20 protein-coding genes and 1 pseudogene are annotated in these 23933 nt (G+C 59.9%); 7 read left to right on the top strand and 14 right to left on the bottom strand.

The genetic code is table 11. The annotated features are described in order from the left end of the window. Nucleotides 1-6 precede the first annotated feature (6 nt). Entirely contained in the window at nt 7-2199 is a 2193-nt protein-coding gene (locus V1277_RS26850) for an ATP-binding protein (protein ID WP_334418895.1), read from the bottom strand. Nucleotides 2200-2433: 234 nt separating this feature from the next. Between V1277_RS26850 and V1277_RS26845 the strand changes: the two genes are divergently transcribed. Then, nucleotides 2434-3825: an ABC transporter substrate-binding protein gene (locus V1277_RS26845; RefSeq protein WP_334418894.1), complete on the top strand. Its 1392-nt coding sequence runs from the start codon at nt 2434-2436 to the stop codon at nt 3823-3825. Nucleotides 3826-3872: 47 nt separating this feature from the next. Here the strand turns inward: V1277_RS26845 and V1277_RS26840 are convergent, their stop codons facing one another. Next, nucleotides 3873-4472, bottom strand: a complete 600-nt coding sequence (locus V1277_RS26840; RefSeq protein WP_334418893.1) for a response regulator transcription factor — start codon at nt 4470-4472, stop codon at nt 3873-3875. Then, nucleotides 4469-6058 carry an ATP-binding protein gene (locus V1277_RS26835; RefSeq protein ID WP_334418892.1) on the bottom strand — a complete coding sequence of 530 codons (1590 nt, stop codon included), beginning with the start codon at nt 6056-6058 and terminating at the stop codon, nt 4469-4471. Before V1277_RS26835 ends, V1277_RS26840 begins: the two co-directional genes overlap by 4 nt. Nucleotides 6059-6270: 212 nt before the next feature. Here V1277_RS26835 and V1277_RS26830 point away from each other — a divergent pair, with 212 nt between their 5' ends. From V1277_RS26830 to V1277_RS26820, 3 genes are all read left to right on the top strand, one after another. Further along, nucleotides 6271-7533, top strand: coding sequence for a putative Na+/H+ antiporter (locus V1277_RS26830; RefSeq protein WP_334418891.1), 1263 nt, complete (start codon nt 6271-6273; stop codon nt 7531-7533). Between the two features lie 18 nt (nt 7534-7551). Beyond that, nucleotides 7552-8076, top strand: coding sequence for a universal stress protein (locus tag V1277_RS26825; protein WP_334418890.1), 525 nt, complete (start codon nt 7552-7554; stop codon nt 8074-8076). Between the two features lie 99 nt (nt 8077-8175). Then, nucleotides 8176-8343, top strand: coding sequence for a hypothetical protein (locus V1277_RS26820; RefSeq protein WP_334376071.1), 168 nt, complete (start codon nt 8176-8178; stop codon nt 8341-8343). 107 nt (nt 8344-8450) lie between these two features. On the opposite strand, the gene V1277_RS26815 is transcribed toward V1277_RS26820, so the two are convergent. The 3 genes from V1277_RS26815 to V1277_RS26805 all read right to left on the bottom strand — a co-directional run bounded on the left by V1277_RS26815 (nt 8451) and on the right by V1277_RS26805 (nt 11422). Further along, the gene (locus tag V1277_RS26815) at nt 8451-9218 is read right to left on the bottom strand and encodes a substrate-binding periplasmic protein (protein WP_334418889.1); all 768 of its coding nucleotides are present in this window, start codon (nt 9216-9218) and stop codon (nt 8451-8453) included. Between the two features lie 37 nt (nt 9219-9255). Beyond that, nucleotides 9256-9591, bottom strand: coding sequence for a c-type cytochrome (locus V1277_RS26810; protein WP_334418888.1), 336 nt, complete (start codon nt 9589-9591; stop codon nt 9256-9258). 106 nt (nt 9592-9697) lie between these two features. Continuing rightward, nucleotides 9698-11422 (bottom strand): pyrroloquinoline quinone-dependent dehydrogenase, encoded by a 1725-nt coding sequence (locus tag V1277_RS26805; protein WP_334418887.1) that lies wholly within the window; start codon nt 11420-11422, stop codon nt 9698-9700. Nucleotides 11423-11881: 459 nt separating this feature from the next. Here V1277_RS26805 and V1277_RS26800 point away from each other — a divergent pair, with 459 nt between their 5' ends. Continuing rightward, complete coding sequence (locus V1277_RS26800) at nt 11882-12211, top strand: transporter substrate-binding domain-containing protein (RefSeq protein WP_334418886.1); 330 nt, start codon at nt 11882-11884, stop codon at nt 12209-12211. A 135-nt stretch (nt 12212-12346) separates the two neighbouring features. Beyond that, a complete protein-coding gene (locus V1277_RS26795) occupies nt 12347-13873 on the top strand; it encodes an SGNH/GDSL hydrolase family protein (RefSeq protein WP_334418885.1) in 1527 nt (508 codons plus the stop codon). 285 nt (nt 13874-14158) lie between these two features. Here V1277_RS26795 and V1277_RS26790 read toward each other — a convergent pair whose 3' ends face one another. Beyond that, nucleotides 14159-14389, bottom strand: coding sequence for a hypothetical protein (locus V1277_RS26790; RefSeq protein ID WP_334418884.1), 231 nt, complete (start codon nt 14387-14389; stop codon nt 14159-14161). Between the two features lies 1 nt (nt 14390). On the opposite strand from V1277_RS26790, the gene V1277_RS26785 reads away from it, so the two are divergent. Further along, nucleotides 14391-15152, top strand: coding sequence for an N-acetylmuramoyl-L-alanine amidase family protein (locus V1277_RS26785; RefSeq protein WP_334418883.1), 762 nt, complete (start codon nt 14391-14393; stop codon nt 15150-15152). A 47-nt stretch (nt 15153-15199) separates the two neighbouring features. Here V1277_RS26785 and V1277_RS26780 read toward each other — a convergent pair. From V1277_RS26780 to V1277_RS26750, 7 genes and pseudogenes are all read right to left on the bottom strand, one after another. Next, a pseudogene (locus V1277_RS26780) lies at nt 15200-16229 on the bottom strand (hypothetical protein). Nucleotides 16230-16488: 259 nt separating this feature from the next. Continuing rightward, nucleotides 16489-17328: an ABC transporter ATP-binding protein gene (locus V1277_RS26775; RefSeq protein WP_334418882.1), complete on the bottom strand. Its 840-nt coding sequence runs from the start codon at nt 17326-17328 to the stop codon at nt 16489-16491. 146 nt (nt 17329-17474) lie between these two features. Beyond that, complete coding sequence (locus tag V1277_RS26770; RefSeq protein WP_334418881.1) at nt 17475-18728, bottom strand: ABC transporter substrate-binding protein; 1254 nt, start codon at nt 18726-18728, stop codon at nt 17475-17477. A 125-nt stretch (nt 18729-18853) separates the two neighbouring features. Next, entirely contained in the window at nt 18854-19981 is a 1128-nt protein-coding gene (locus tag V1277_RS26765; protein ID WP_334418880.1) for a branched-chain amino acid ABC transporter permease, read from the bottom strand. Between the two features lie 15 nt (nt 19982-19996). Next, nucleotides 19997-20926 (bottom strand): branched-chain amino acid ABC transporter permease, encoded by a 930-nt coding sequence (locus tag V1277_RS26760; protein WP_334418879.1) that lies wholly within the window; start codon nt 20924-20926, stop codon nt 19997-19999. A 10-nt stretch (nt 20927-20936) separates the two neighbouring features. Next, on the bottom strand, nt 20937-21722 hold the full coding sequence (locus V1277_RS26755; protein ID WP_334376083.1) for an ABC transporter ATP-binding protein: 786 nt from the start codon (nt 21720-21722) through the stop codon (nt 20937-20939). After that, nucleotides 21719-23689, bottom strand: coding sequence for an AMP-binding protein (locus tag V1277_RS26750; protein ID WP_334418878.1), 1971 nt, complete (start codon nt 23687-23689; stop codon nt 21719-21721). The genes V1277_RS26755 and V1277_RS26750 overlap by 4 nt, the downstream gene beginning before the upstream one ends. Nucleotides 23690-23933 lie beyond the last annotated feature (244 nt).

Genomic DNA, 23933 nt, shown 5'->3' with positions numbered 1-23933 from the left:
CATCGCTCACGCGGCCGGGTTGGACCGGATCTGCCGGGCTTGAACGCTCTCGTCTTGTTCCAGCGGCAGAGAAAATTGAAACACGGCGCCCCGCGGTTCGTTCGCGCTCGCCCACATCCGTCCCCCGTGAGCCTCGACCATCGACCGGCAGATTGCGAGGCCCATGCCCATGCCCTTGGCCTTCGTCGTATAGAAGGCCTCGAACACGCGCTCGACATCCGCCGGGTCCAGGCCCGGGCCGGAATCGCGAACCGTGACGAGCACGCCGCCCGCGGCCTCCCTCTCGCTGTTGATCCGCAGTGCGCCTGCCCGCTCGCCGACGCCCTCCATGGCTTCAATGGCATTGAGGATCAGGTTCAGAATCACCTGCTGCAGTTGGGTGCGATCGCCTTTCACCATAGGCAAGCCCGGCGCGAGGTCGGTCTGCAGCAAGATGCCGTGTTTGAGCATTTCGCTCCGGGTCAGCACGACCATTTCGAGGATGGCTTCATTGAGGTCGAACCGATCGTTCCGCGGCGGCACCTTGTTGATGAGGGCCCGGATCCCGTTGATGACGTTGCCGGCGCGCTTGCCGTCCTCGACGATACGGCGAAGCGAATCCCGAACCTCACCGAGATTGGGCGGTTGAGCGCTGAGCCAGCGCAGGGCAGCCCCGGCATTGGTAACCGTTGCCGCGATCGGCTGGTTGACCTCATGGGCGATCGAGGCCGTCAATTGACCCATCGTGGTGACGCGATTGGCGTGCGCGAGCTCCGCCTGCATGGCGCGCAAGGATTCTTCGGCCCGCCTGCGTTCGGTGATGTGCCGCCCGACGCCGCGGTAGCCGACGAAGCGCTCCGTCTTGTCAAACACCGGCAGCCCGGAGACGGACACGTAACGCTTGCTGCCGTCGGGGCCAGCTCGCGCAAGCTCAAAATCGCGAAACGGCAGGTGGGCATCGAGCGTTTCCCGGTGCTTGCGCCAGGCCTCTTCATCCGGCTCCAGGTAAGGCACCTCCCAACGGGTCTTGCCGATCTCGGCGCCCGGCGCCGGCGCGTCGGCAAGGGTCTCTGCGAACTCCTGGTGCGTGAAGCGATGTTGCGCATCAGTCTCCCAGTACACGTCGAAGGAGAACTGCACGAGGGTGCGAAAGCGTTCCTCGCTCTGCCGCAGCGCCTCTTCCGCCCGCTTGCGCTCGGTCAAATCGAGGACGAAACTAACACCTTGATCTGAGCTTTGTTCGAACATCACCCCGCCGAGCAGCACGGGCACACGACTGCCGTCCTTCCGAAAATACTCCTTCTCGAACGGCTGGACGGTCCTCATCCGCTTCAGGTCCGCCACCGTGCGTGCGTCGCGGTCGTGCCATTCCGCCGGCGTCAGGTCGGTCCGGCTCAGGCGACCGGAGACAAGATCCTCCCGGTTGTAACCCAACATACGGAGAAACGCGTCGTTGGCCTCGAGAATGCGACCTTCGAGATCCCAAATGATGATGCCAACGATGTTGGCGTCGACCAGGCGCCGGATCATCTTGTCGCGCGCCAGGAGATCGCCGTGGAGCGCGATGTTCTCCGCGATCGCCTTACGCCGCCTTATCGCTTCGAGCCGTGCAAGCGCCAATGCCACCACCGCCAGGACTGCGACAACGACGATGGCGGTCGCGATCAGCCTGGCTTTGCGTTGTTCGAGTGCCTCGGCGCGCTTCTCCTGATCCACGAGCAGCAAACGCTCGTGGTCCACCATCTGGTCGATTTGCGACCTTATCTCGTCCAGGCTGCGGATCATGGTCAGCGCCGCCAGCCCGGAGGTGCTGGCCGTCTTGACGATGTCATCGATCTCACGCAGCTTTGCTGCAACTGTCAGCGCCAGATGTCCGGCACGATGGTTCTGCAACGGATCGTTCGCGACCAGAGCCTGGAGCGCCTGCGCCTCTCGCCGTACGCTTTCGTCGGAGACGCCGTAAGCCTTGAGATATGAGGGGTCGAGAGTCAGCAGATACTCGCGTCTTTGGGCCTCGACGTCGGCGATGACCGCCCGCAGCCGATCCAGCGTGTCGAGTACCTGACGGCTGCGCTCGTGTGCAAGACTCGCCGCTTGTCGCTCCTGCCAATATCGAAGGCCGAGAAACCCGGTCGAGACCACGACAGCCAGAACCACCGCGACGACTAGCGTCAGCGGACGAGCAAACCACCGAAAGGACCGGGTCAGAGGGACTGACATTAGCCTTAAGTCTTCGATGCTCGCGTGAGCAGCTCTTTTCTGATGCCGACGAAGAGTATTGCCAGTATAGTAAAAATACAGCCGCGGTCTGCGTAGTTTAGATAGGAACCGGCACGCTCCAACCCTGCAGATTGCACCGGCTTAGAAGCCCGTCAGTCCCCTCGCAAGGGGCCAGAACGTCACGGGTGGGGTCGCTCGCCTGTTGTGAAGGCCACCCCCGCCAGGAGCAACCACATGGCTCCAAATGAAATGGTGCAGGGTGAAAGGCTTCCGAGCCGTCCGGGGTCGGCCAGCCGGCGCGGCTTCGTCAAGGGATTGGGCGCAGCGGGCGTCGCCCTGCCGGCCCTCGCCATCCTGCCGCGGTGGGGTTTCGCAGAGGATGTCGCCGGTGTCTATGCGCACGCTGCGATAGATTGGAAACAATTTGCCGGGCAGACGATCACGCTCGCAGGCGCGATCCATCCCTGGTCGAACGCGATCACTCCGCTTTTGTGGGATTTCACCAAGCTCACCGGTATCAGCGTCGTTACCGACTTCCGATTGGAGACCGCGTACATGGGCGCGCTGCCGATCCAGCTCGCCCGCGGCAGCAGCACACCCGACGTCTTCATGTTTACGGCCTATGGCCAGGGCATCTCAAAAGGATGGCTCGAGCCGCTGAACGCCTATTACTCCGACAGGTCGCTGACCGATCTCGGCTGGTATGACGAGAACGATCTTCTCAAAACAGCTCGAACCTTTCCGTTGTGGCGGGACGGCGAACGCTACGCCTGCCCAATCACTTCCGAGGCCGTGACCTTGTTCATCAACCGCGACGCGCTGGCAGCCAGGGATCTGCGCGTCCCCCAGACTTTCGACGAGCTGCTCGCCACCGCCAACGCGGCCAAGACCAATGAGATGTCCGGGATCGCCATGCGAGCGCAGGCCGGCGGCAATTCGTCCGTGCCGGCCATGAGCTTCGTGTTCTCCTACGGCGGGGACATGGTCAAGGACAACAAGGCCGCTTTCGCGAGCCCGGAGGCCATCGCGGCCGTCGAGATGTACGGTCGATTGCTCAGTCAAGCCGGACCTAGCGGTGTGAGCGGCTATGAATGGTACCACGTGCTGGACGATTTCCTGCAGCGCAAGACGGCGATCGCGATCGACAGCAGCAACTTCGCCACCGACATCTCCAATCCAGCCAAAAGCCAAGTTGCCGGGCGGACTGTGTTCGCCGCCTTTCCACATGTCGCCGGTCGCACGTCCGTGCCCTTCATGTCGCACTGGCAGGCCTGCATCAATTCCCATTCCCGAAACAAGCGGGCGGCGTTCTTGTTTCTGATGTGGGCGACAAGCAAGCCCACCTCGCTGCGGACTGCCGCAGCCGGGCTGGCGACGACACGCGTGTCGGCTTGGTCGGGCGAGGACTTCAAGAAGGCGTTCGGCGCACAAGCAGCGGAGGCGGCGCTGACCAACTTGCAGAATGCCGATGTTGACCGCGCAAAGGCGATTCTTTTCCATCCGCTCTCGAGACCCATCCTGGACGCATTCATGATCGGCGTGAATGAAGTGGTCACCGGAGCGAGACCGGCAAAGATCGCGATGACTAACGCCGCCGAGAAGGCCAATGCAGCGATCCGCGGATAGCGGAGCTATTGGCGCCTATGTTCCCCCTCCATACGTGTAATCAGCATTCAGGCGCGGGATTTCAGGGTAATTACCTTTCGAACAAGATCGGCGAGGCTGTTGGCGCCCATCTTTTCCATTACCCAGGCACGATAATTCTCGACAGTCCGAGTGCTGATCCCCAGCTTGTGCGCGATCTCCTTATTTGACAAACCCTCCGCCACAAGTTGCATGACTTCAACCTGGCGCGGCGAAAGCTCGGCCACACGCGCTTGAAGGGCCGCACGTTCTTTGTGCTCGCTTCTAAGGCGGTTTCCGCTTTCGATCGCCTGCGAGATGCTGGCAATCAGCCGCTCGTCGTCCAACGGCTTCTCGATGAAATCGAAAGCGCCTTGCTTGATCGCCTGCACAGCCATCGTGACATCGCCGTGCCCTGTAATGAAAATGACCGGTATCGCTCCTTCATCCTTCAGCTTCTGTTGCAGCTCGATACCTGACATCCCCGGCATGCGAATGTCCGAAACGACGCATTGGGGCACTTCAGCGGCCAGGGCATTCAGAAAGCTCTCTGCTGACGAATACGCTCGCACCGGTATCCCCCGCCCCTCAAGGAGCATGCTCAAAGAGCGCAAAATTGCGTCGTCGTCGTCGATCAGAGCTATTGTCATGCACCCGAGTCCGAACTGTGCACGGCTGGCAGCGTAAACGATGCTGTAGTGCCGTGCTTTGTGCTTTCAATTCGAAGCTCCCCGCCATGAGCTTCGACGACCGATCGTGAAAGCGAGAGACCTAGTCCCAGCCCATCTGGCTTCGTCGTGGCAAATGCAGCGATTGCGTCGTCCCCGAGATCGGGATCAATCCCTGGACCATTGTCACTCACGCGGATCGTGACCTTTCCATTCGGTCCTGTCAGACCCTCGATAACGATCTTGCCATCATACCGGCCCGCGCCGGCCAACGCTTCGGCGGCATTGCGGACAAGGTTTAGAATGACCTGCTCAATCTGCAAGCCATCCGCGAGCACCGGCGGAACATCCCGTCCAACGGACGTTTGACACCCGATGCCCCGCCGCTCCAGCTCGGGCCCGAACACCGCGACTGCCTCCGCTACGAGCGTTGTGACACTAACGGGGCTCGTCTCGATCCTTCCAAGCCGGATGAAATCGCGCAAGCGATTCACTACGGCTCCCGCTCGATCGACTTGCACGATCGCCTCCGCTGATGCTGTTGCGGCGGCTGCAGTATCAGGAGGCGTTTTCTCGACGGCCCGCTTGGCAAGCCGGGCATAGTTGCCGATCGCGGTGAGCGGCTGGTTGATCTCGTGCGCGACCGCGGCAGCAAACTCTCCCATGGTTGCGAGCCGCCATGCTCGATGAAGGGCGTCCTGGTGTATTCGGAGCTGATGTTGTGTGCGCCGCTGCTCCGAAACCAGTACTCCAATGGCAAGGCCGGTCGCCGATAGAACAGTCATCAGCGCCTGATAGGCAACGACATCAGTCGCACTTTCATGTGACAGCTCGATCGCAGCGATCAATCCAATCTGAATGACGGCGAGGCCAAGCGTCACGCCTTCCAGACCGAACCGCACTGCGATCCAGACGACCGGAACGAAAAACACATAGAATAGCTGGAAGCGGAGCGCCTCGGTGACGCCGAATACGCCCCAGAGTCCGACAAGAACCAGGATAAGAATGGCCGCGGCTTCCCACGAGACCACCGGAAAGCTCCGCCGCGTGAACACGATAAGAGCAAACGGCGTGAAGACGATCACGCCGATCAAGTCGCCGATGAAACCTCGCAGCGATACCTGTGCGAAATCATGTGATGCAATGATCCCATGCAGCACAAGAACAAGCGCGTGTCCAATCGACACGAGCGCAATGCTGGCGACAGCTATCGTTACGAGCCACAGCAGGGAGCTGCGGGACGACAATGAACGATCGAAGCCGAAGCGACGGTGCAGCAGCAGAAGCGCAGCCGAACCATATCCGAGGCCGGTAATCGCCACGACAAGCAACTCGACGCCGGGCGGAAGAGGCAGGTCGCGAACAATCAGATCGGCGATCAGCGGCGCCGCAAACAGCCAAGGCATGTACGCGCCGCCGAACAGCAGGATCAATGCGAAGCTGAGGCCGGTTTGCGGATTCCAGGGTGTGATGCCGAACGTGGCGAACGGATGGACGTAGCTGATCCAGTCGAGCAGCACGTAACTGACAAGATAGCCCAAGCCGATCGCAAGATACCAGCGCGACATCCGAAGCACCAGCGGCCTGCCCGAGCTCATGTTTTCGAAACTCGGTTGCCGCATGATCACAATACTCCGGGACGCACGACGTCCGCGATTAGGTAGTTTTACTCTGGGAACGACCACACCGCAAAAGCCCCGACGGTTTCGCACCGAATTGTTCGGAGGCAGCGTCGTCGTCAGTCTAGCCCGAGCGTAATGCGCACAAAAGGCGAGATTCGGTGCCGAACGAAACGCCCTTCGAAGTCGCGGCGGCGGCCGCGGCAATCTTTGCGATAGCTGTGCTGCATACATTCTCGACGCGGTCGTTCGAACGCATGGCGCATATTCAACCGCGCCATGCCGGGCTTTGGCATCTGCTCGCAGAAGTCGAGGTGGTGTTCGGGTTCTGGGCGGCGGTTCTGATTGCCTTCATGGTCGTGAAGATAGGCAGCACCGGCGCGCTCGCCTATCTTGAAAGCCGCAATTTTACAGAGCCGGCGTTTGTCTTCGTGGTTATGGTCATTGCCGCGAGCCGACCGGTCATCCAGATGGCGGCGGCGCTGCTTCGCCTCGTCTCGCACCTGATCCCCCTGTCGCAACCCACCGCCTACTACCTCTCGCTGCTCTCGGTAGGTCCATTGCTCGGCTCCTTCATCACGGAACCCGCTGCAATGACGCTGACGGCGCTGCTGCTCCGCGACCAGTATTTTGCTGGCGGAGCACCGAGAAGGTTCATGTACGCCACGATCGGTGTCTTGTTTGTCAATGTGTCCATCGGCGGTACGCTGACGCCCTACGCCGCTCCTCCCGTGCTCATGGTTGCAGAGCAGTGGGGCTTTGACCTTCCGTTCATGTTGCGAACATTCGGATGGAAGGCGGCACTCGCCGTGGCAGTCAATGCTGCAGGAGTCACATTTCTGTTCCGAGACTATCTGCGGAAGCTCGCAGTGTCGCCGGCAAAGCTGGATGTCCCAGCCTGGAGTTCCGGAGTTCATCTCGGCTTTCTCGGCGCGGTGGTCGCCTTCAATCATCATCCGATCGTTTTTCTCGCGCTCTTCATGTTCTTTCTCGGCTTTGCCGAGGCGTACAAGCGCTATCAGTCGCCGCTCATCCTGCGGGAAGGTCTGCTAGTTGCGTTTTTCCTGGCCGGCTTGGTGGTGATCGGCGGCCAGCAGAAATGGTGGCTGCAACCGCTTCTCAGTGGCATGGGGCCCACCATGCTGTTCACCGGCGCCACCCTGTTGACTGCAGTAACTGACAACGCAGCCCTGACATATCTTGGTTCGCTCGTCGACGGCGTTTCCGACGAATTCAAATACTCCCTGGTCGCGGGAGCGGTGACGGGCGGTGGGCTCACCGTAATTGCAAACGCACCGAATCCGGCGGGATTCGCAATCCTGAAGAACAGCTTCGAAGACGGAACGATCAGCGCAGGCGGCCTTGTCTTGGCTGCACTCGCTCCAACCCTCGTCGCCGCTGCGGCGTTTCAGTTGCTCCCGTGAATCCAGACGGAGATGTGCATGACAAACCAGGCTACGACAACTGCACCCGGCGGCATCGGGCATGAGGTCGCCAGTTCGGCAACAAGAGGCATGCGCTTTCTCGCCGTCGTGGATGGCAGCGAACGCACCAATCGCATTGTCGATTTCGTGGCCGCCATAGCCGAAGGCAAGGACAATGTGGAGGCCATCATTCTGAACGTGCAGGATCGACACTATGAGGGGCGCCTGCGCGGCTATCAGAGTTTCAAGAAGGAAGAAATCGAGGACCGTCTGATCAACGATGTCGGGCTGCCCATCGTCAATGCTGTGAGCAAACGGTTGGGCAAGGTGGGCGTGGTTTGCCTGTCGAAGGTCAAAATTGGCGATCCGCTGCCGATAATTCTCCGTTGCGCGGCCGAAGACAAATGCGACGTTATCGTCCTGGCGGATCCGCAACCGCAATACGTGCGGCGTTGGTTACGCGCCATAGGCTTGCCGCTTGTATCTTCCCTGATATCCCGCGTCATCACGGCCGCCTTGGTTCCGGTCGTGATTGTGAAATAGGAGTGCACGTCACCTAGCGGAACTCGATCTGCCCGACGCCCTCCTCCGCGTCTCAAGGATTGTGGTAGTGTCCCAGCACGAAATCGCGGAGGAGTTGCCATGAAAGCCTTTGAGATATTCGCGATCTACGTAACGCCTTTCGTCATCATTGCGGTGGCAATCAAGCTTTTGATGAAGCGCTATGCCGTCGATCTGACCGACGCCCGAAATCAGGGCTCCAAGCCGAGGCGCAGATTTCTGCTCGGAGCTTGGTATTCAGACGAATAAGTACCCCCTTAGCCGCACGTGACCACGTGAACTCCTGACCCTATGAGGCTCTGACACCAGAATATCCCCTTGCAAGGGGCGCGACGACAACGCGGCACGACGCGCAATTACTTCGGTGTTTGCAGCACAACCCCGTAGCGCTTGTAGATTCGATCGATTGTGCCGTCGGCCCGCAACCGCTCGACCGCCGCGTCGATGGCTTCGCGCAGATTGTCATCGGGGCGGACCATGCCAACTGCGACATCCCAGTTCAGGTTCGCCTCGCTCTCGTCGCGATCCAAGATACGGAGCGCCTTGTCCGGATGCGTCAGATTGAAATAGCTCGCCGCCGTCGGCGTGACCGCCGCCGCGTCGATCTCATGGTTGGCCACGGCCTCAAGGCTGTCGACCTCAAACCCGAAGGTCGATGTCGGTACGCGCCGCTGACTGATGATCATTGCTGCGAAGGATCCGACCAGGACTCCGACCTTCGTCTGCCCGTCGAGACTCTTGAACGACGTGAGCTTGCTGGCCTGCGGCACGGCCAGGACAACGCCAGTGCGATAATAGGGTTTTGAAACCCTCAAGTTGGTCTCGCCTTGCGCCTCGCGATCGGCAATCACATCCAGAAGGATGTCGCAACCGGCGCTGCGCATCTGGTACCGGGTGATAATCCAGTCGAGCTCCAGCGAGACGCCGAGCTCACGTGCCAGAGCCTGTCCCAATTCGACCTGAAATCCTGGCGGATCGCCGGCCTTGTTCGCGAATGGAAGCGAGTTGGGATGAGCACATAATCCGAGCACGCCGGTCGAGCGGATGGCGTCGAGGGGTCGCGCCTGAGCCGAGCCGATCAGCCCGATGACGGCGCCGACCATGAACGGGAGAATTGTCTTCATTCCGTGTCCCCGTGTGGATGGAGCGGGTCTCGGCAGCTCAGCCCTCGCGCGGCTTCAAGGCCCGGATGTACTTGACCATCTGGTCAATCTGTTCGTCGGTGAAGGCCCCAGCGAATCCAGGCATCGCGCCTTCCTTGCCGTTCTTTATGCGGTCACGCAAAAAATCGTCGTCTCGTGGTGAATTCATCAGTTGTGGCCCCTTGCCGGCAGCTCGGCCGCCACTGGAGTGACAAAAGCCGCAGGTCCCTGCGAACAACTGCTCGACGTCGAACGTCCCGTTGTCGGGCGCAGGGCTCGCAGGCTGCGTCCGGACCGACCCGGCACACGCCAATGACGCGCCCAGCACCGCCGATAGCAGTGCGATGTTCTTCAAGTGCAATTTCAAAACGTCCGGCTCCATTTCCCTGAAAGCCACCCAGCCGCTTCAACGCACGGGGAGCAGGCTTGCGCCCGCCCCCCGGCAGATCGTTTGCGATCGCCTATTTGAGGCTGAAGACGACGAGCATGCCGTCGTCGCGCGGCATGCTCTTGTAGATGCCGCCGAAGTTTGGCCCATACTCGTCTGCCAACATGCCGCCGAAGCCCGCTGTCACGGCAATGTATTGCTTGCCGCCGACAGAGTAGCTGACGATGCCACCCTGATGGCCGGTGCCGTTGTTGTGATTCCACAGCTCGGTCCCTGTTTCGGCATCGTAGGCGTGAATGGTGCCGCGCGAATCAGGCACGAACACGAGATTGCCTGCGGTCGATAGCACACTGCCAAGCGGCGGCTCGGGGTAGCGAACCTCCCATTTCTTCACGCCGGTCACGGGGTCGCGCGCGTCGAGATGACCATAGATCTCGCCGCCCGGAGGAGGCGCCATCTTGAAATCGGCGCCGATGTTAAGCTGTGCCTGTGGAGTCGTCACCGGCGTCGTCTTTTGGACGTCGAGCGTCATGCACCATTCCTGGCCGATCTTGTAGTAGAGGCCCGTTTTCGGACTGTACGACCCGGCATTCCAGCTAATGCCGCCACCAATGAATGGGCAGAGCGGCGGGTCCGTGACCTTCCCCGCAGTGAAGTCGCGACGTCCGATCAGCGCGCCCGTCTTGGGATCGATGTCCTTGACAAAATTGATGTTCTGAACGAGCCGCCAGACGTTCTTCACGGCAAGATTGCGGTCGTAAACAAAGATGAAGCCGCCCTTGTTCGGATGGACGATGAGCTTCTGGCCGTCGCGCTCCAGCATCACGAACTCGCCGACGGAGCTGTCAAAGTCCCAGGCGTCGTGCGGCAGCTCCTGATGGTAGAATTTCAATTTGCCGGTATCGATGTCGAGACCGATCACTGAGCTCGTGTAGAGATTGTCGCCGGGACGCGCGCCTTGCGTCTTATAGTCCGCTCCCGACCAATCGTAGAGCGGCGCCGGGTTGGCAGTGCCCCATAGAATCGTGTTGGTCTCGGAATCGTAGGTGCCGGGCATCCAGCCGCCGCCTCCGCCGGTGCGCCAGGAGTCACCGCCCCAGGTCTTCATGGCTTCCTCGGTGCCAGCAACCGTCAGGAACTCCCATTTCTTTTTCCCCGTGGCGGCATCGATGGCGAAGATCGGGCCGCGGCCGGGCCACTCACCGCCCTGCGCGCCGATGATCACCAAGCCCTTGGCATAGAGGGGCGCACCAGTGAAGCCGACCGTCAGCTTCTGGGAATCGATCAGCTTAGTGTCCCACGCCACCCTGCCGGTCTTCGCGTCCAGCGCGATGAGCCGACCGTCCACTGTGCCGACGTAGACTTTGCCCTCTCCGAGGGCGACACCGCGATTGTAAGGCGAGTGCGTCTGCCGCTTGACCAACGCCTCGTCCAGTTCCGGGAAATAGTGCCAGATCAGCTCGCCGGTGGCGCCGTTCAGCGCGAAGGTTCGACTGTAGGAGCCGGTGTAGTAAAGCACGCCATCAGCCACGAGCGGCATCGACTGCACGCCGCGGGTGGATCTTCCCGGAATATGCATCCAGGCGACACCCAAGTTTCCGACGTTGCTGGTGTTGATCTGAGCGAGCGGGCTGTAGTGATGCGACTTGTACGACCCGTGATAGGTCAGCCAGTCATTCTGGCCGGCGGCCTCGATCCGCGCGGTATCAACCGTTTGTGCAAAGGCTGACGATGCGGCAAGCGTCGCACCGATCGCAACTGCAACGGGTAGAGAAAAATAACCTAAATGCTTCTTCATCCGCACTTCCTCCCCTTTGTCTTGTTGTTGCGCTGGTCACTGCACCGCCCGGCCCGCGTACCTGATCGTCTCCCGAGGCGATCATTTTGTGCCACGCGCCGGACAATTCCGATTTCCGTTTTCATGAGACGCCCCATCCCGCTCAGGCTCCATCCGGAGCGCAAGCCAACGGCTTCCAGGCCGCGGTCGGCTCGCATCTCAGCAGCCGCTTCCTGAACAACTGTCCGACACGATCGTGTTCCCTTTGTGGGCGACATCGATGCTGACAGCGACATAACCGATACCACGATTGATGCATCGCACCATCGGCTGTCGGCCTACCCTCCGCGCGCGTGGAGCATTCGCAGCACCACGTCCAATTCCTTCCCGGCCTACACGGGCTTTGCTGCAGTTTAGCGTAGTTTCACGGGATCCGCACCCGTTTCGGTCTTGTAAACCCTGACCGAACGCCAGGTCTCCATGACGCTCGCCAAGGGCGGCATCGCCACCTCTCCGTTCGTATACGAGGACGATATTGTCGCAGCATTGGCCAATCACGAGATCGAGGCGGCCGCCGTCACGCCGATGACGGTCGGCTGGTTCAACCTGCAGCATGCCGACAAACCGTTGCGCCTGATTCCAGCGTTCGACAACGATTCTGATTTGAACTGGAATATTGCGGCGGGGCTGCTCCACCCCGACGACAAGCTGCAACAGCGTGTCGATGCGGCGATCGAGGCGCTGCTGGCCGACGGCACCATCGCGCGGATCTATGCGCGTTACGGCATCGAGCTGCGGCCTCCGCAGTGAGGCTACGTGCGCCCCACGCACATGGGCCGCGTGTTCCGCACCGTGATGACGCGCTTCACGGTAAACTGAGACCTGCCACAGGGCCTTTGTGCTAGTCTGGCGAATGCAGGTTCTGCGTGTGTGCGGTCCAGAAGCATGCCAAGGGAACCAAAAAGGCAATGCATCTTTACCGAGCGTGGTTGGCTGATTGCGCTGGCCATCGCGGTGGGAATGTTGCTCGGCTTGGCCGGCCCCACCTCTGCACAGTTCTTTAATTTCGGCGGATATCAGCAGGGGCCACAACAGCAACGCGGCGGCGGCTGGTTTGGTAACGAACGCGGTGGCGGCTGGTATGGTAACGACACGTTTGCGCCGTACCAGGAGCACGCGCCGCAGCCTCGTTGGAATGGGCGGCAAGCGCCTCCGGCGCCGCGCGAGGATTTTTCAAAGGCGCCACCGCCCGAGAAACGCAACACTGTATCGGAGCGCCACATACTTGTGCTCGGTGACGCCATGGCAGACTGGCTCGCCTATGGACTCGAGAACGTCTATGACGACCAGCCTGAGGTGGGTGTGATCCGCAAACACAAGACAGTTTCCGGCCTGATCAAATATCAGCCGAAGGGCGATCCAGCCGATTGGGCCGCCGCCGCCAAAGGTATTCTTGCCGCCGAAAAAGCGGATGCCATTGTCGTCTTGCTCGGGCTTCATGACCGCGCTGCAATCCGCGAGCCGGCAGCCGAAAAATCCGACAATAAATCGGGCGACAAGAAGGACGCCAAGGCCAAACCTGAGGGCAAGCCCACGAGCGCAAAACCCGCGGCGAAATCAGATGACGCAGCCAAGGTGCCGGATCCCGAATTGTCGCCAGACGATGCCGCCGAAAAAAGTGAGAAGAGCACGCGTTCGCCGGACGGCATCTACGAGTTTCGCGAGAAGCGCTGGGTCGAACTCTACATGCAAAAGATCGAGGAGATGATCGGCGTACTCAAGTCCAAGGGTGTGCCTGTGCTTTGGGTGGGTCTGCCAGTGGTACGTGGCGCCAAGTCGACCGCCGACACCGCGTTTCTGAATACGCTCTATCGCGATGCGGCCGGCAAGGCCGGCGTCACCTATGTCGATGTCTGGGACGGATTTGTCGATGAAACCGGCCGCTTCTTGCAGCACGGCCCCGATTTCGAGGGGCAGACCCGCCGGCTGCGCTCTTCCGATGGTGTGTACTTCACCAAGGCCGGCGCGCTGAAGCTCGCGCATTATGCCGAGCGCGAAATCAACCGCCTGTTGGCTGCGCGTTCCGCGCCGATTGTGCTGCCCACCGAGCCGGCTACGCCCGACGCCAGTGCGCGGCCGGATCAGCCGGCGCCGCGTCCGCTGGCCGGGCCGATCGTTCCCTTGACGCCCTCCTCTGTCGGCACGAATCAATTGCTCGGCGATCCGGGGGCACGGCCTGTGACGATGGATGCGCAAGCGGCGCGGGTTCTGATCACAGGGGAGCCCTTGTCGGCGCCAGCCGGTCGAGCCGACGATTTTGCCTGGCCCCGACGCGAAATCGGACGCGAAGGGGCCAAGGGCGAGACGCCAGTGGCATCATCAACATCGCTCGATGCCAACGCACGGGCGCCGGCGGCATCGCTAAAGCCGAAAAAGCAACGCCCCCGAAGTGGGACCAACAATCGCTTTTGACGGTTTCCAAGAAATGGCCGAAAGCCTGTTTCAGTGCATAGCCATGTGGCTCAATGACAACACTGACATGAAATCCAGCGATTGGATGCCGTAATCGCTCTCATCCGACTTGTATCCGCCTTCATTGGATTGCGACCCTTGCGTGTCGAATTCGGTAGGTGGGGTACGATATGTTTTCCATCGGCTGTGCCAGGACTTCGTTCGTCGAAATCAACGCAAGCCACATTCGCACTAGCGCGCTTTCGGGTTCGGTCGCTGGGCGAGCATGAAGCGCCGCGCGTTCATTTATGTTCCCGGCGCTTCGCGATTTTGGCGCCGCGGCCGCATCATCATTGCCGCAATGGCCGCAATGATGCTTCTGCCGATCGAGGTCAGCGACGCGGGCTGGCTGTCGGACGTCTTCAAAGGCTCGTCAAAACAGGCCAAATCGCCAAAACAAGGCAAGCCGTCAAAGCACGTCACTTCGCGCAAGCCAGCCGCTTTGGCGAAGCGAGCCACCTCGTCAAAGCGCCGCACCGTGAAGCTTGCCGCCCTGGGGCCGGTCGCCTTGCCCTCTGCAGCTTTCAAACCGGCCACACCCCTGTGCGATCCCTCCAAGTTTCGGATCGTTCTGGATGTGGGACATACCGCCGAATCAGAAGGCGCGATCAGCGCCCGCAACGTCTCCGAGTTTGTCTTCAATCTGCGCCTTGCGAAGCGGATCGAGGAGAAGTTGAAGGCCGAGGGCTTTACTGAAACCAAGTTGCTCCTGACCGAGGGCAAGGCGAGGCACAGCCTCTTCAAACGCGTGGCCGCCGCCAACAATCTGCGCGCGGATCTCTTTCTGTCGATCCACCATGATTCCGTGCCCAACAAATTCCTCGAGGACTGGGAGTTCGAGGGAAAGAAAAGCCATTTCAGCGACCGCTTCAGCGGATATTCCGTCTTCGTCTCCCGCAACAATCCGGACTTCAAGACGAGCCTTTCGTTCGCCGAACTGATCGGCAAGGAGATGAAGGCCCAGGGCCTTGATTATGCCAGGCAATATTCCCAGGCGATCATGGGGCGGCATCAGCGTCCGTTACTGAACAAGGAAACCGGCGTCTATCGCTACGATGAGCTCATCGTGCTGAGAAAGACCCGGATGGCTGCCGTCCTGCTGGAAGCGGGCTCGATCATCAACCGGGACGAAGAACTCAAGATGAGTTCGCCTGAGCGCCGGGATATCATCAGCAGCGGTGTTACGGCGGCCGTGAAGGAATTTTGCGAACCCCGATGGGCCATGCTCGGTCCGCTCTGATGGCGGGATGGTGGCCCCTCCTCGCATCCGATTCCGACCTGCCGACTTCAACCTTTTGACCGCGCCTTGATCTCGTCGAACTTGGAAAGCGCTCGTTCAAACTTGTCGTTGAAGAGCCACATCGCATCAAGAATTTCGCGGAAGGTTGCAGATGTTTTGGCTCTGTCGGCTCGTCCAAACGTGAAAATGCTGTTGTTTCGCAGGTATGCCATGATCTTCGGGTCGGAAATTCTATAGTCGACCAGGTTGCGTGACCCGAGCGCGGACCTGGTCGGGCTGGGAATAATCTGGATGAGTTCAAAGAGCTTCATTTGATCGATCGGATTCGGCAGTGTTTTCACGATCGCCGGGACTTGCGGGAAAAATATCCGCGTGTGCGTTCATCAGAGCATCCCGCACGGCGGTCCAGTGGTTGAACCGATGATCCAGATTGCCAACCCGGGCCTCTTCCTTGTCGTCGCGAAGGCTCATTGCAGGATCAAAGGCTGCTATCGATTTTTTTATCGCCGCCCATTTCTTCCGTCCATTTTGATCTTCGGGTACGCCTGTTTGCAAGCTGCCCTTATATTTGTTCGAGCGCGCATTCCCGATGTTCTGATTGCCATTTGTCTCGGCAAAGAACAGGCCCAGGCTGATACGGCCTGCTGCTTCGGCATTGGCCGCATCAAGGCCCTTGGCTCGCGCAATGGCCGTGCCCAGATCGACAACGTCCTTGAAGGGAGTCTCTGAGTTTTGCGCGTTGGCGGGCGGCGCTTGCATCAGGTCGAAAAGTCTCCTGTACTCGTCGAGCAGCGGCTCATTGTCGGCACTAAAATACGCCGGTGGGATTCCGTATTTGTTGGGCCCGCCTATCTTGGACGGAAGAGCGTCGGTGAGATCCTTGTACGCGCTGATCATGTTGTTGCGTGCAAGGTAGAGTGCTTGTCCTGGCAAGTTCGGTAGTCGCTGGTTCGAATTGATCTGCGCGCGCCGCTGGCCCAGGATCGACTCGAAGTTGCTCCGGGCATTATTGTATGTATTGAGCGCATCCGATTGGTTTTTCGTTAGTGTGGCCGGCTCACCCATTGCAGGCGACATGAAGCTGAGATTGCCGATGGCGGCAGCCACGAGCGACGCGACCGTGGCGACGGTCGCATTGATGGCAACGGAACCCGGCGCAGTGAAGAAGATTCCGAGAGCAAGGGCTGCCGTGGGCGCAGCAGTATGGCTTTTTATCCCCATGGCGATTTTCCCATGCCCAAGTTCATCGGATCGCGACCGACGCGATCGTAAACAATGAATGTGCAGCTTGGCGAGGCGAAAGCTCCAAATCCGATGCAATGTCGACAGGGATCACCTAAGCGAGCCAGCGCTTGCGTCGCTTGTAGTGCTTCACATCGCGGAATGATTTGCGCTTGTCCCCGGCGATGCCAAGATAGAATTCCTTGACATCCTCATTTGCGGCGAGCGCCCGCGCCTCGCCGTCCATCACTACGCGCCCATTTTCGAGGATGTATCCGTGTCTGGCGTATTTGAGCGCCATATTGGTGTTCTGCTCGGCGAGCAGGAACGTAACATTTTCCCGGACATTGAGATCCTTGACGATCTCGAAGATCTCTTCGACGATCTGCGGAGCGAGGCCCATCGATGGCTCGTCGAGCAGGATCATCTTCGGGCGCGACATCAGCGCACGGCCGATTGCGCACATCTGCTGTTCGCCACCCGACGTATAGCCCGCGGTGGAACCGCGTCGCTCCCTGAGACGGGGAAAAAAGGCATAGACCCGCTCGAGATCCTCTGCGATCGCGGACTTACCGTCCACGCGCGTGAATGCGCCGGTCAGGAGATTTTCTTCGACGGTGAGGTGGGCGAAGCAGCGCCGCCCCTCCATCACCTGAATACAGCCTCGCCGCACTAGATCGTTTGGCGACAGCGACTGCACTTCGACACCGTCAAACAGGATTGAGCCCTTGGTGACCTCGCCGCGCTCTGAATGTAGCAGATTGGAAATCGCCTTCAGAGTCGTTGTCTTGCCCGCACCATTGGCGCCGAGAAGTGCGACGATTCCGCCCCGCGGCACATCCAGCGATACGCCCTTCAATACCAGGATGACGTGATCGTACACGACCTCGATATTGTTGACCGACAGGAACGGCGCCGCCGCTTCTGTCGTCGTGGCGGCCTTGGGGGTTGACACGCTGCTCCCTCCGAACTGTTGCGGGCTTCCGGAATATCCGGGAGGAAGCGAACGCTCCTCCCGGATCTCGGAGATGTTTTCAGCTCTCTTTCGAGCAGTCGCGAGGCTGAATCTTCTTGTCCGCGGCATACTTTGCGGAAATTTCGTCAACGAGCGGTTCGGTCTCGGATTGGTTGGCCGTGTACCAGATCGGAGATGATCTTCCAACCCTTGCCGTCCCACTGCTGTACGCGCCCGTCCCGCGCGCCCTCGTGATCAGAGCAGGAAATCTTGATCGGCTTCAACATGCCCTCGAAGCCGAGTTCCTTGAGACGAGCTTCAGAGAGATTGAGGTTCTCAAGACCCCAACGGACCTGCTCGCCCGTCAGCGGCTTCTTGCCGAACTTTTCCTGCGCCTTGCGGATCCCCTCCACCCCGAGCATGGCGTTCACCATGCCGCGGTTGTAGAGAACCTCGCCGACCTTGCCGGGCTCCGACGCGCCCTTGCCCTTTGCATAGACGTGCTTCTCGATCTCGGCATGCACAGGGAATTTGCCCGCACCATGCTGAAGCATCAGCGCCTTGTAGCCGACGGCTTGATCGCCTGCCGGCTGCACATCCGGCTCTGCGCCCGACCACCAAACACCGATCATCTTGTCGCGCGGATAGGCAACGGCCGCCGCTTCCTTGACTGCCGTCCCATTCATGACGCCCCAGCCCCAGACCAAGACATAGTCCGGCCGGTTCTGGCGAATCCCCAGCCATTGCGACTTCTGTTCGACACCGGGATGCGTAACCGGGATCGGCGTGAACTCAAAGCCGTGCTTCTTGGCCAGCACCTGCAGCATCGGGATCGGCTCCTTGCCGTATGGGCTGTCGTGATAGAGCAGCGAGATCTTCTTGCCCTTCAGCTTGTCGACGCCGCCCACCTCCTTGGCAACGTGCTGGATCGCGATATCGGCCGCGGACCAGTACGTGCCGAGCAGCGGGAAATTGTAGGCGAACACGGCGCCGTTCTTGGAATCGGCGCGGCCATAGCCCATGGTGATAATCGGGATCTTGTCAGTCGTGGTTTTCTCGGTCAGGGCGAACGTGATGCCAGTCGACAGCGGATTGACGAAGGCCGCGCCGGTTGGACCCTTCCCTTTGAGACGCTCGTAACATTCAACGCCCTTGTCGGTGGCGTAGCCGGTTTCGCATTCCTCGACCAAGAGCTTGACGCCATTGATGCCGCCGTCGCGCTCGTTGACAAGGTTGTAATAGTCGGCCACGCCATTTGCGTACGGCACGCCATTCACGGCGTACGCGCCCGTTCGGTAGGATAGTATCGGGATGAATTGCTCGCTCTGCGCTGCAGCAGGAGAGGCAAACGCCCCGCCTGAAAGTATGGCTGCAGCAAGTAATAGTTTGTTGCGTACCATATAACTCTCCTCCTCGTTCAGCCCGTTTTTTCTGTACCGGGTCTTGTTTTCGCGGGCTTCCTCCTATTGCCAACGACCGCCGCTCCGCATTGCGATCTTCGGCTTGCTTCGCACTGCCTGCCCCTTCAGTAGGGAAACGGCCACAGTCTGAGCTTCTCCTTGCCAATCGATATGAGCCGGGCAAACCCATGTGGCTCCTTGATGAGAAGATAGCAGATCAACGATCCAAAGATGATGAATTCCAGATGAGTAATCGTCTCTGTCGACAGCGGCACACCGAGCTGGGTTGGAAGCAGGTTCAGCATGATTGGCAGGATCAGGATAAAGGCCGCACCGATGAATGACCCCATGATCGAACCCAACCCGCCGATGATCACCATGAACAGAAGCTGCAGCGAACGCTCGATCGAGAAGGCGAGCGGCTCCCACGAGCCCAGATAGACGAACGCCCAAAGTGCGCCCGCCACGCCGATGACAAATGAAGAGACCGCGAAAGCTGTAAGCTTCGCGTAGAGTGGCCGGATACCGATGAGCTCCGCGGCTATGTCCATGTCGCGGATTGCCATCCATTGTCTGCCGAGATTGCCGCGAACGAGATTCTTCGCCAGAAACGCGAACACCGTTACGAAGATCAGGCACAGCATATAGCGCTCGATCGGCGTGCCTACGTTCAGACCGAAGAAATCCAGCGTCGGTGCACTGACCGACCCCGACGGCGCATAATTGGTGAACCACGGCACCCGCAGGAACACCCAGTCAAAGAAGAACTGCGCCGCGAGTGTTGCGACCGCCAGATAGAGGCCCTTGATCCGCAGACTGGGAATACCGAAGAGGATGCCGACAACCGCCGCCGCCAGCCCGCCGAGCAAAATAGATAGCAGTACGGGCAACGGCGGGATCGAAATCGCAAAGCCAAGCCAGGCGAGCGGAATATGAACGCCGGTCCCCAACTTGTAGGCCGAGTAAGCGCCGATGGCCATGAACGCGCCGCTGCCGAGCGAGATCTGGCCGCAATAGCCGACAAGGATGTTTACGCCGATAGCGGCAAGCGCGAGGATCAGGAAGGGCAGCAGAATGGCGCGAAGCAGATAGTCACTGCCGAACGGCCAAATGTCGAAGTCAGCCAGCAGTGGCACGCCAATGAAGGCGATACCAAGCAAGATCGCGAGCGCCATACGGTCCTGGCGGATCGGAAAGATCGCCATATCCTCCGCGTAGGTCGTCTTGAATTGGCCTGCCTCGCGATAAAGCACAACTAACTCCTCATCTCAGATGCGCTCGATGATGCGCTCGCCGAACAGCCCCTGCGGCCGCACGAGCAGCACCGCCAGCGCCAGCACATAGGCGAACCAATATTCGATACCGCCGCCAATATGCGACCCCAGGAACACCTCGGCGAGCTTCTCGCCTGCACCTACAATAAGCCCGCCGACGATCGCTCCTGGGACCGAGGTAAGGCCCCCAATGATCAGAACCGGCAGGGCCTTCAGCGCGAGAAACGTGATCGAGAACTGCACACCCAGCTTGGTACCCCACACGGTCGCCGCAACGAGCGCAACGAGACCGGCAACAAGCCAGACCACAAACCAGATCCAGCCGATTGGAATCCCGACCGACTGCGCTGCCATGTGATCGTCGGCAACCGCCCTGAGTGCGCGACCAGTCTTGGTTTGCTGGAAGAAGATCGCGAGACCCGCGACCAGAATGCCGGCGATAAAGCCGCCCCAGACATCAAGCTGGTTGACCAGAATCCCACCCGGAAAGTGACTTTCGAACAGGAGCCAGATGTCGGTCGGGAACAGCCGCAACGGGTAAACATCGGAACCGAAGATCATCTGCGCCGCACCCTCGAGGACGAATGTCACGCCAATGGTGGACATGAACAGGGTGAGAGCATTCTGATTGACAAGAGGTCCAATCACGAACCGCTCGATCAGCCAGGCCGTTATCGCCATGATCACGGCGGCAAAGCCGATGCCGAGGACGATCGCAATCCAAAGCGGGAAGCCGTTGGCCACGAGGAGATCGAGCGAACGAACCAGCGCCAGCCCGGCGAGCAACACCATTGCGCCTTGGGCAAAATTAAACACGCCGGATGCCTTGAAGATCAACACGAAGCCGAGCGCGACCAGCGAATACAAGAAGCCAGACATCAATCCGCCGATCAGCACCTCCAGAAATTGACCCAATGCGATCACACCATGCTCCCTAGTGCGCGATGCCGAGATAGGCGTCGATGACGCCCTGATCCTTCTTGACCTCATCCGGCGTTCCGTCGGCGATCTTCACGCCATGATCGAGCACCACCACGCGATGGGAGAGATCCATCACCACAGCCATGTCATGCTCGATCAGCGCGATCGTCGTGCCGTAATAATCGTTCACGTCGAGGATGAACCGCGACATGTCCTTCTTCTCTTCGAGGTTCATGCCTGCCATCGGTTCGTCAAGCAGAAGGAGATCGGGCTCCATCGCAAGGGCACGGCCGAGTTCGACGCGTTTCTGTAGGCCGTATGGCAAGCGCGCGACCGGCACCTTGCGGATCGGTTCGATCTCCAGAAAGTCGATGATCTCTTCGACCCGGTGCCGATGCTCGATCTCCTCCGCCAGCGCAGGGCCGTAGCGCAGCATCTGCCACAGAAGGCCCCGCCGCATCTTCAATGTGCGCCCAGCCATGATATTGTCGAGCGCGCTCATTCCCTTGAACAGCGCGACGTTTTGAAAGGTGCGCGCAATGCCGCCACGGGACGCCTCGAACGGCTGCATCTGGGCGCGGGTTCGTCCCTTGAAGGTGATGGCACCACGATTGGGATGATAGAAGCCGTTGATGACGTTGAGCATCGAAGTCTTTCCGGCGCCGTTCGGTCCGATGATGGCGCGAATTTCACCTTTCCTGATGTCAAGCGAAACATCCCTCAGCGCTTTCACGCCGCCAAACGCCAGCGATACCCCCTCGACCTGAAGCAGGATTTCGCTCGTGTCCGGCATCCTCATGCGGCCCTCCCCAAGGGCTCCGTCGCACCAATTGCCGGCACGTCGCGGATCTTTACCCGCGCCGCGATCACGCCTTTGCGGCCATCCTCAAAAGTGACTTCGGTGGAAATGTCGGCTTCATGCGAACCGTCGTAGAGCGCTGTGACCAATGGCGCATAGCGCTCGGCGATGAATCCGCGGCGAACTTTCTGCGTGCGTGTCAATTCGCCATCGTCGGCGTCGAGCTCCTTATGCAGAATCAGAAAGCGCCGAATCTGCGCGCCGGCCATCACCTTTTCCTCCGCGAGGGAGCGGTTCGCTTCGGCAACGCTTTTCGTCACCAGGTCGTAGACCAGTGGATGTCCCGCCAGTTCCTGATAGGAGCCGTAGGCGATGTTGTTGCGTTCGGCCCAGCTCCCCACCGCAGTCAAGTCGATATTGAGAATGGCGCAAACGAACTCCCTGGAATCGCCGAAGGCGACCGCTTCCTTGATGCTTGGAAAGAACTTCAACTTGTTCTCAAGATACTTCGGCGCAAATATCGTTCCGTCGGCCAGCCGGCCCACATCCTTTGCGCGATCGATGATCTTCAGATGTCCCGTCTTCTCGTCGAAGAAGCCGGCATCACCGGTCCTGACGTAACCGTCAGGCGTCAAAGCCTCCGCGGTTTTCGCCTGATCCTTGAAATATCGGACAAACATGCCGGGTGAGCGGAATTGCACTTCGCCCGATTCCGCAATGCGAATGTCGACGTTCGGCGCCGCCGGCCCCACAGTATCGGAGTAGATCTCCCCGTCAGGCTGACACGTAACGTAGAGGAACGCTTCAGTCTGCCCGTAGAGCTGCTTCAGGTTCAATCCGATCGAGCGGTAAAACGCGAAAAGATCCGGACCAATGGCTTCACCTGCAGTATAGGCAACGCGCACGCGAGACAGGCCGAGAACGTTTTTAAGGGGCTCGTACAGTATCAAGCGTCCGAGCGCATAGAGTAGCCGGCCTGACACCGGCACCGGCTTTCCGGTCAAAATCGATTCGCCATGCCGTCGCGCAATGCGGAGGAAGTAGTCGAACATGCGCCGCTTGATTGGCGCAGCATCCTCCATGCGGATCGTCACCCGCGTCAGCATGTTCTCGAAAACGCGCGGCGGAGCGAAATAGAAGGTTGGTCCGATCTCGCGCAAATCCTGCTCGACCGTCTCACCGCTCTCGGGACACGCCATGCAGAAACCGGCGGCAAGGCCCTGCGCATAGTTGAGGTAATGATCTCCCACCCAGGCGAGCGGCAGATAGGCAAGCGCCACGTCGTTCTCGGTCAACCTGTCGAACCTGACAGTATCCGTTACAGCGTCGATGCATCCTCGCGCCGACAGCATGACGCCCTTCGACGCGCCGGTCGTTCCCGAGGTGTAGAGGATGATCGAGACGTCAGAACCTTCACCCTGACGGATGATTCCATCGATCTGCTCGCCAAGCGCAGCATTAGCCGCAAGCGCGGCCCGGCCGTCTTCGATGACATCGTGGATTGCGACCAACTGGCTGTGATCGTAGTCGCGGAGTCCACGCGGTTCATCGTAGACAATCTTCCGGAGATGCGGCACCCGGTCGGATACGGACAAAATCTTGTCGACCTGCTCCTGATCTTGCGCTGCAACAAACTTCACGTCGGCGTGGGCAAGGACGTAGGCAAGCTCGTCAGCCACCGCATCCGAATAGACCGGGACCGGAATCGCACGCAGCGCCTGCGCTGCCATCACGGACCAATAGAGCTTCGGCCGGTTTGAACCGACGATGGCAATCGTGTCGCCTGGCTGTAATCCAATCCGCTGCAAACCCGCAGCATAAGCACGTACGATCCCGGCGACTTCGGTCCAGGTCCACGTCTGCCAGATACCAAGATCCTTGTGCCGAAACGCCGGACGGTTGCCAAACTGCGCCGCGTTTCGCAGAAGCAACTTGGGGAACGTATCAAACGATCCGCCATCGGCCACGTCGGTCTCCACCCAAAAACCGGCACGTTGGTTCGCGCCTGCTTATGGTGACCTGCGCCCTTCAGGGAGCAGCCATGCGAGTTCCGCATGCTTCTCTCCACAATACAATTGATCGAAAGTCCTACAAGCCCAGTTTGGCAGCCGGAATGCGGCTAATTGTGTTGCCGCATGTCGCGACCCAATCACCTTATGATTGTGGGCTCGAAGACGGACCTCCCGAGAATGTGGGCTATTGGGGCCACAA

The sequence above is a fragment of the Bradyrhizobium sp. AZCC 1588 genome (assembly GCF_036924735.1).
In the GTDB taxonomy this organism is placed as follows: domain Bacteria; phylum Pseudomonadota; class Alphaproteobacteria; order Rhizobiales; family Xanthobacteraceae; genus Bradyrhizobium.
The sequence above is the reverse complement of the archived record's forward strand: the minus strand, read 5'-3'. Positions and strand labels throughout refer to the sequence as shown.

What these genes read in the sequence shown, in the direction of transcription:
- V1277_RS26850 (WP_334418895.1), bottom strand. Translation starts at nt 2,199, where the DNA reads ATGTCAGTCCCTCTGACCCGGTCCTTTCGGTGGTTTGCTCGTCCGCTG.
- V1277_RS26845 (WP_334418894.1), top strand. Translation starts at nt 2,434, where the DNA reads ATGGCTCCAAATGAAATGGTGCAGGGTGAAAGGCTTCCGAGCCGTCCG.
- V1277_RS26840 (WP_334418893.1), bottom strand. Translation starts at nt 4,472, where the DNA reads ATGACAATAGCTCTGATCGACGACGACGACGCAATTTTGCGCTCTTTG.
- V1277_RS26835 (WP_334418892.1), bottom strand. Translation starts at nt 6,058, where the DNA reads ATGTCGCGCTGGTATCTTGCGATCGGCTTGGGCTATCTTGTCAGTTAC.
- V1277_RS26825 (WP_334418890.1), top strand. Translation starts at nt 7,552, where the DNA reads ATGACAAACCAGGCTACGACAACTGCACCCGGCGGCATCGGGCATGAG.
- V1277_RS26820 (WP_334376071.1), top strand. Translation starts at nt 8,176, where the DNA reads ATGAAAGCCTTTGAGATATTCGCGATCTACGTAACGCCTTTCGTCATC.
- V1277_RS26815 (WP_334418889.1), bottom strand. Translation starts at nt 9,218, where the DNA reads ATGAAGACAATTCTCCCGTTCATGGTCGGCGCCGTCATCGGGCTGATC.
- V1277_RS26805 (WP_334418887.1), bottom strand. Translation starts at nt 11,422, where the DNA reads ATGAAGAAGCATTTAGGTTATTTTTCTCTACCCGTTGCAGTTGCGATC.
- V1277_RS26800 (WP_334418886.1), top strand. Translation starts at nt 11,882, where the DNA reads ATGACGCTCGCCAAGGGCGGCATCGCCACCTCTCCGTTCGTATACGAG.
- V1277_RS26795 (WP_334418885.1), top strand. Translation starts at nt 12,347, where the DNA reads ATGCCAAGGGAACCAAAAAGGCAATGCATCTTTACCGAGCGTGGTTGG.
- V1277_RS26770 (WP_334418881.1), bottom strand. Translation starts at nt 18,728, where the DNA reads ATGGTACGCAACAAACTATTACTTGCTGCAGCCATACTTTCAGGCGGG.
- V1277_RS26755 (WP_334376083.1), bottom strand. Translation starts at nt 21,722, where the DNA reads ATGAGGATGCCGGACACGAGCGAAATCCTGCTTCAGGTCGAGGGGGTA.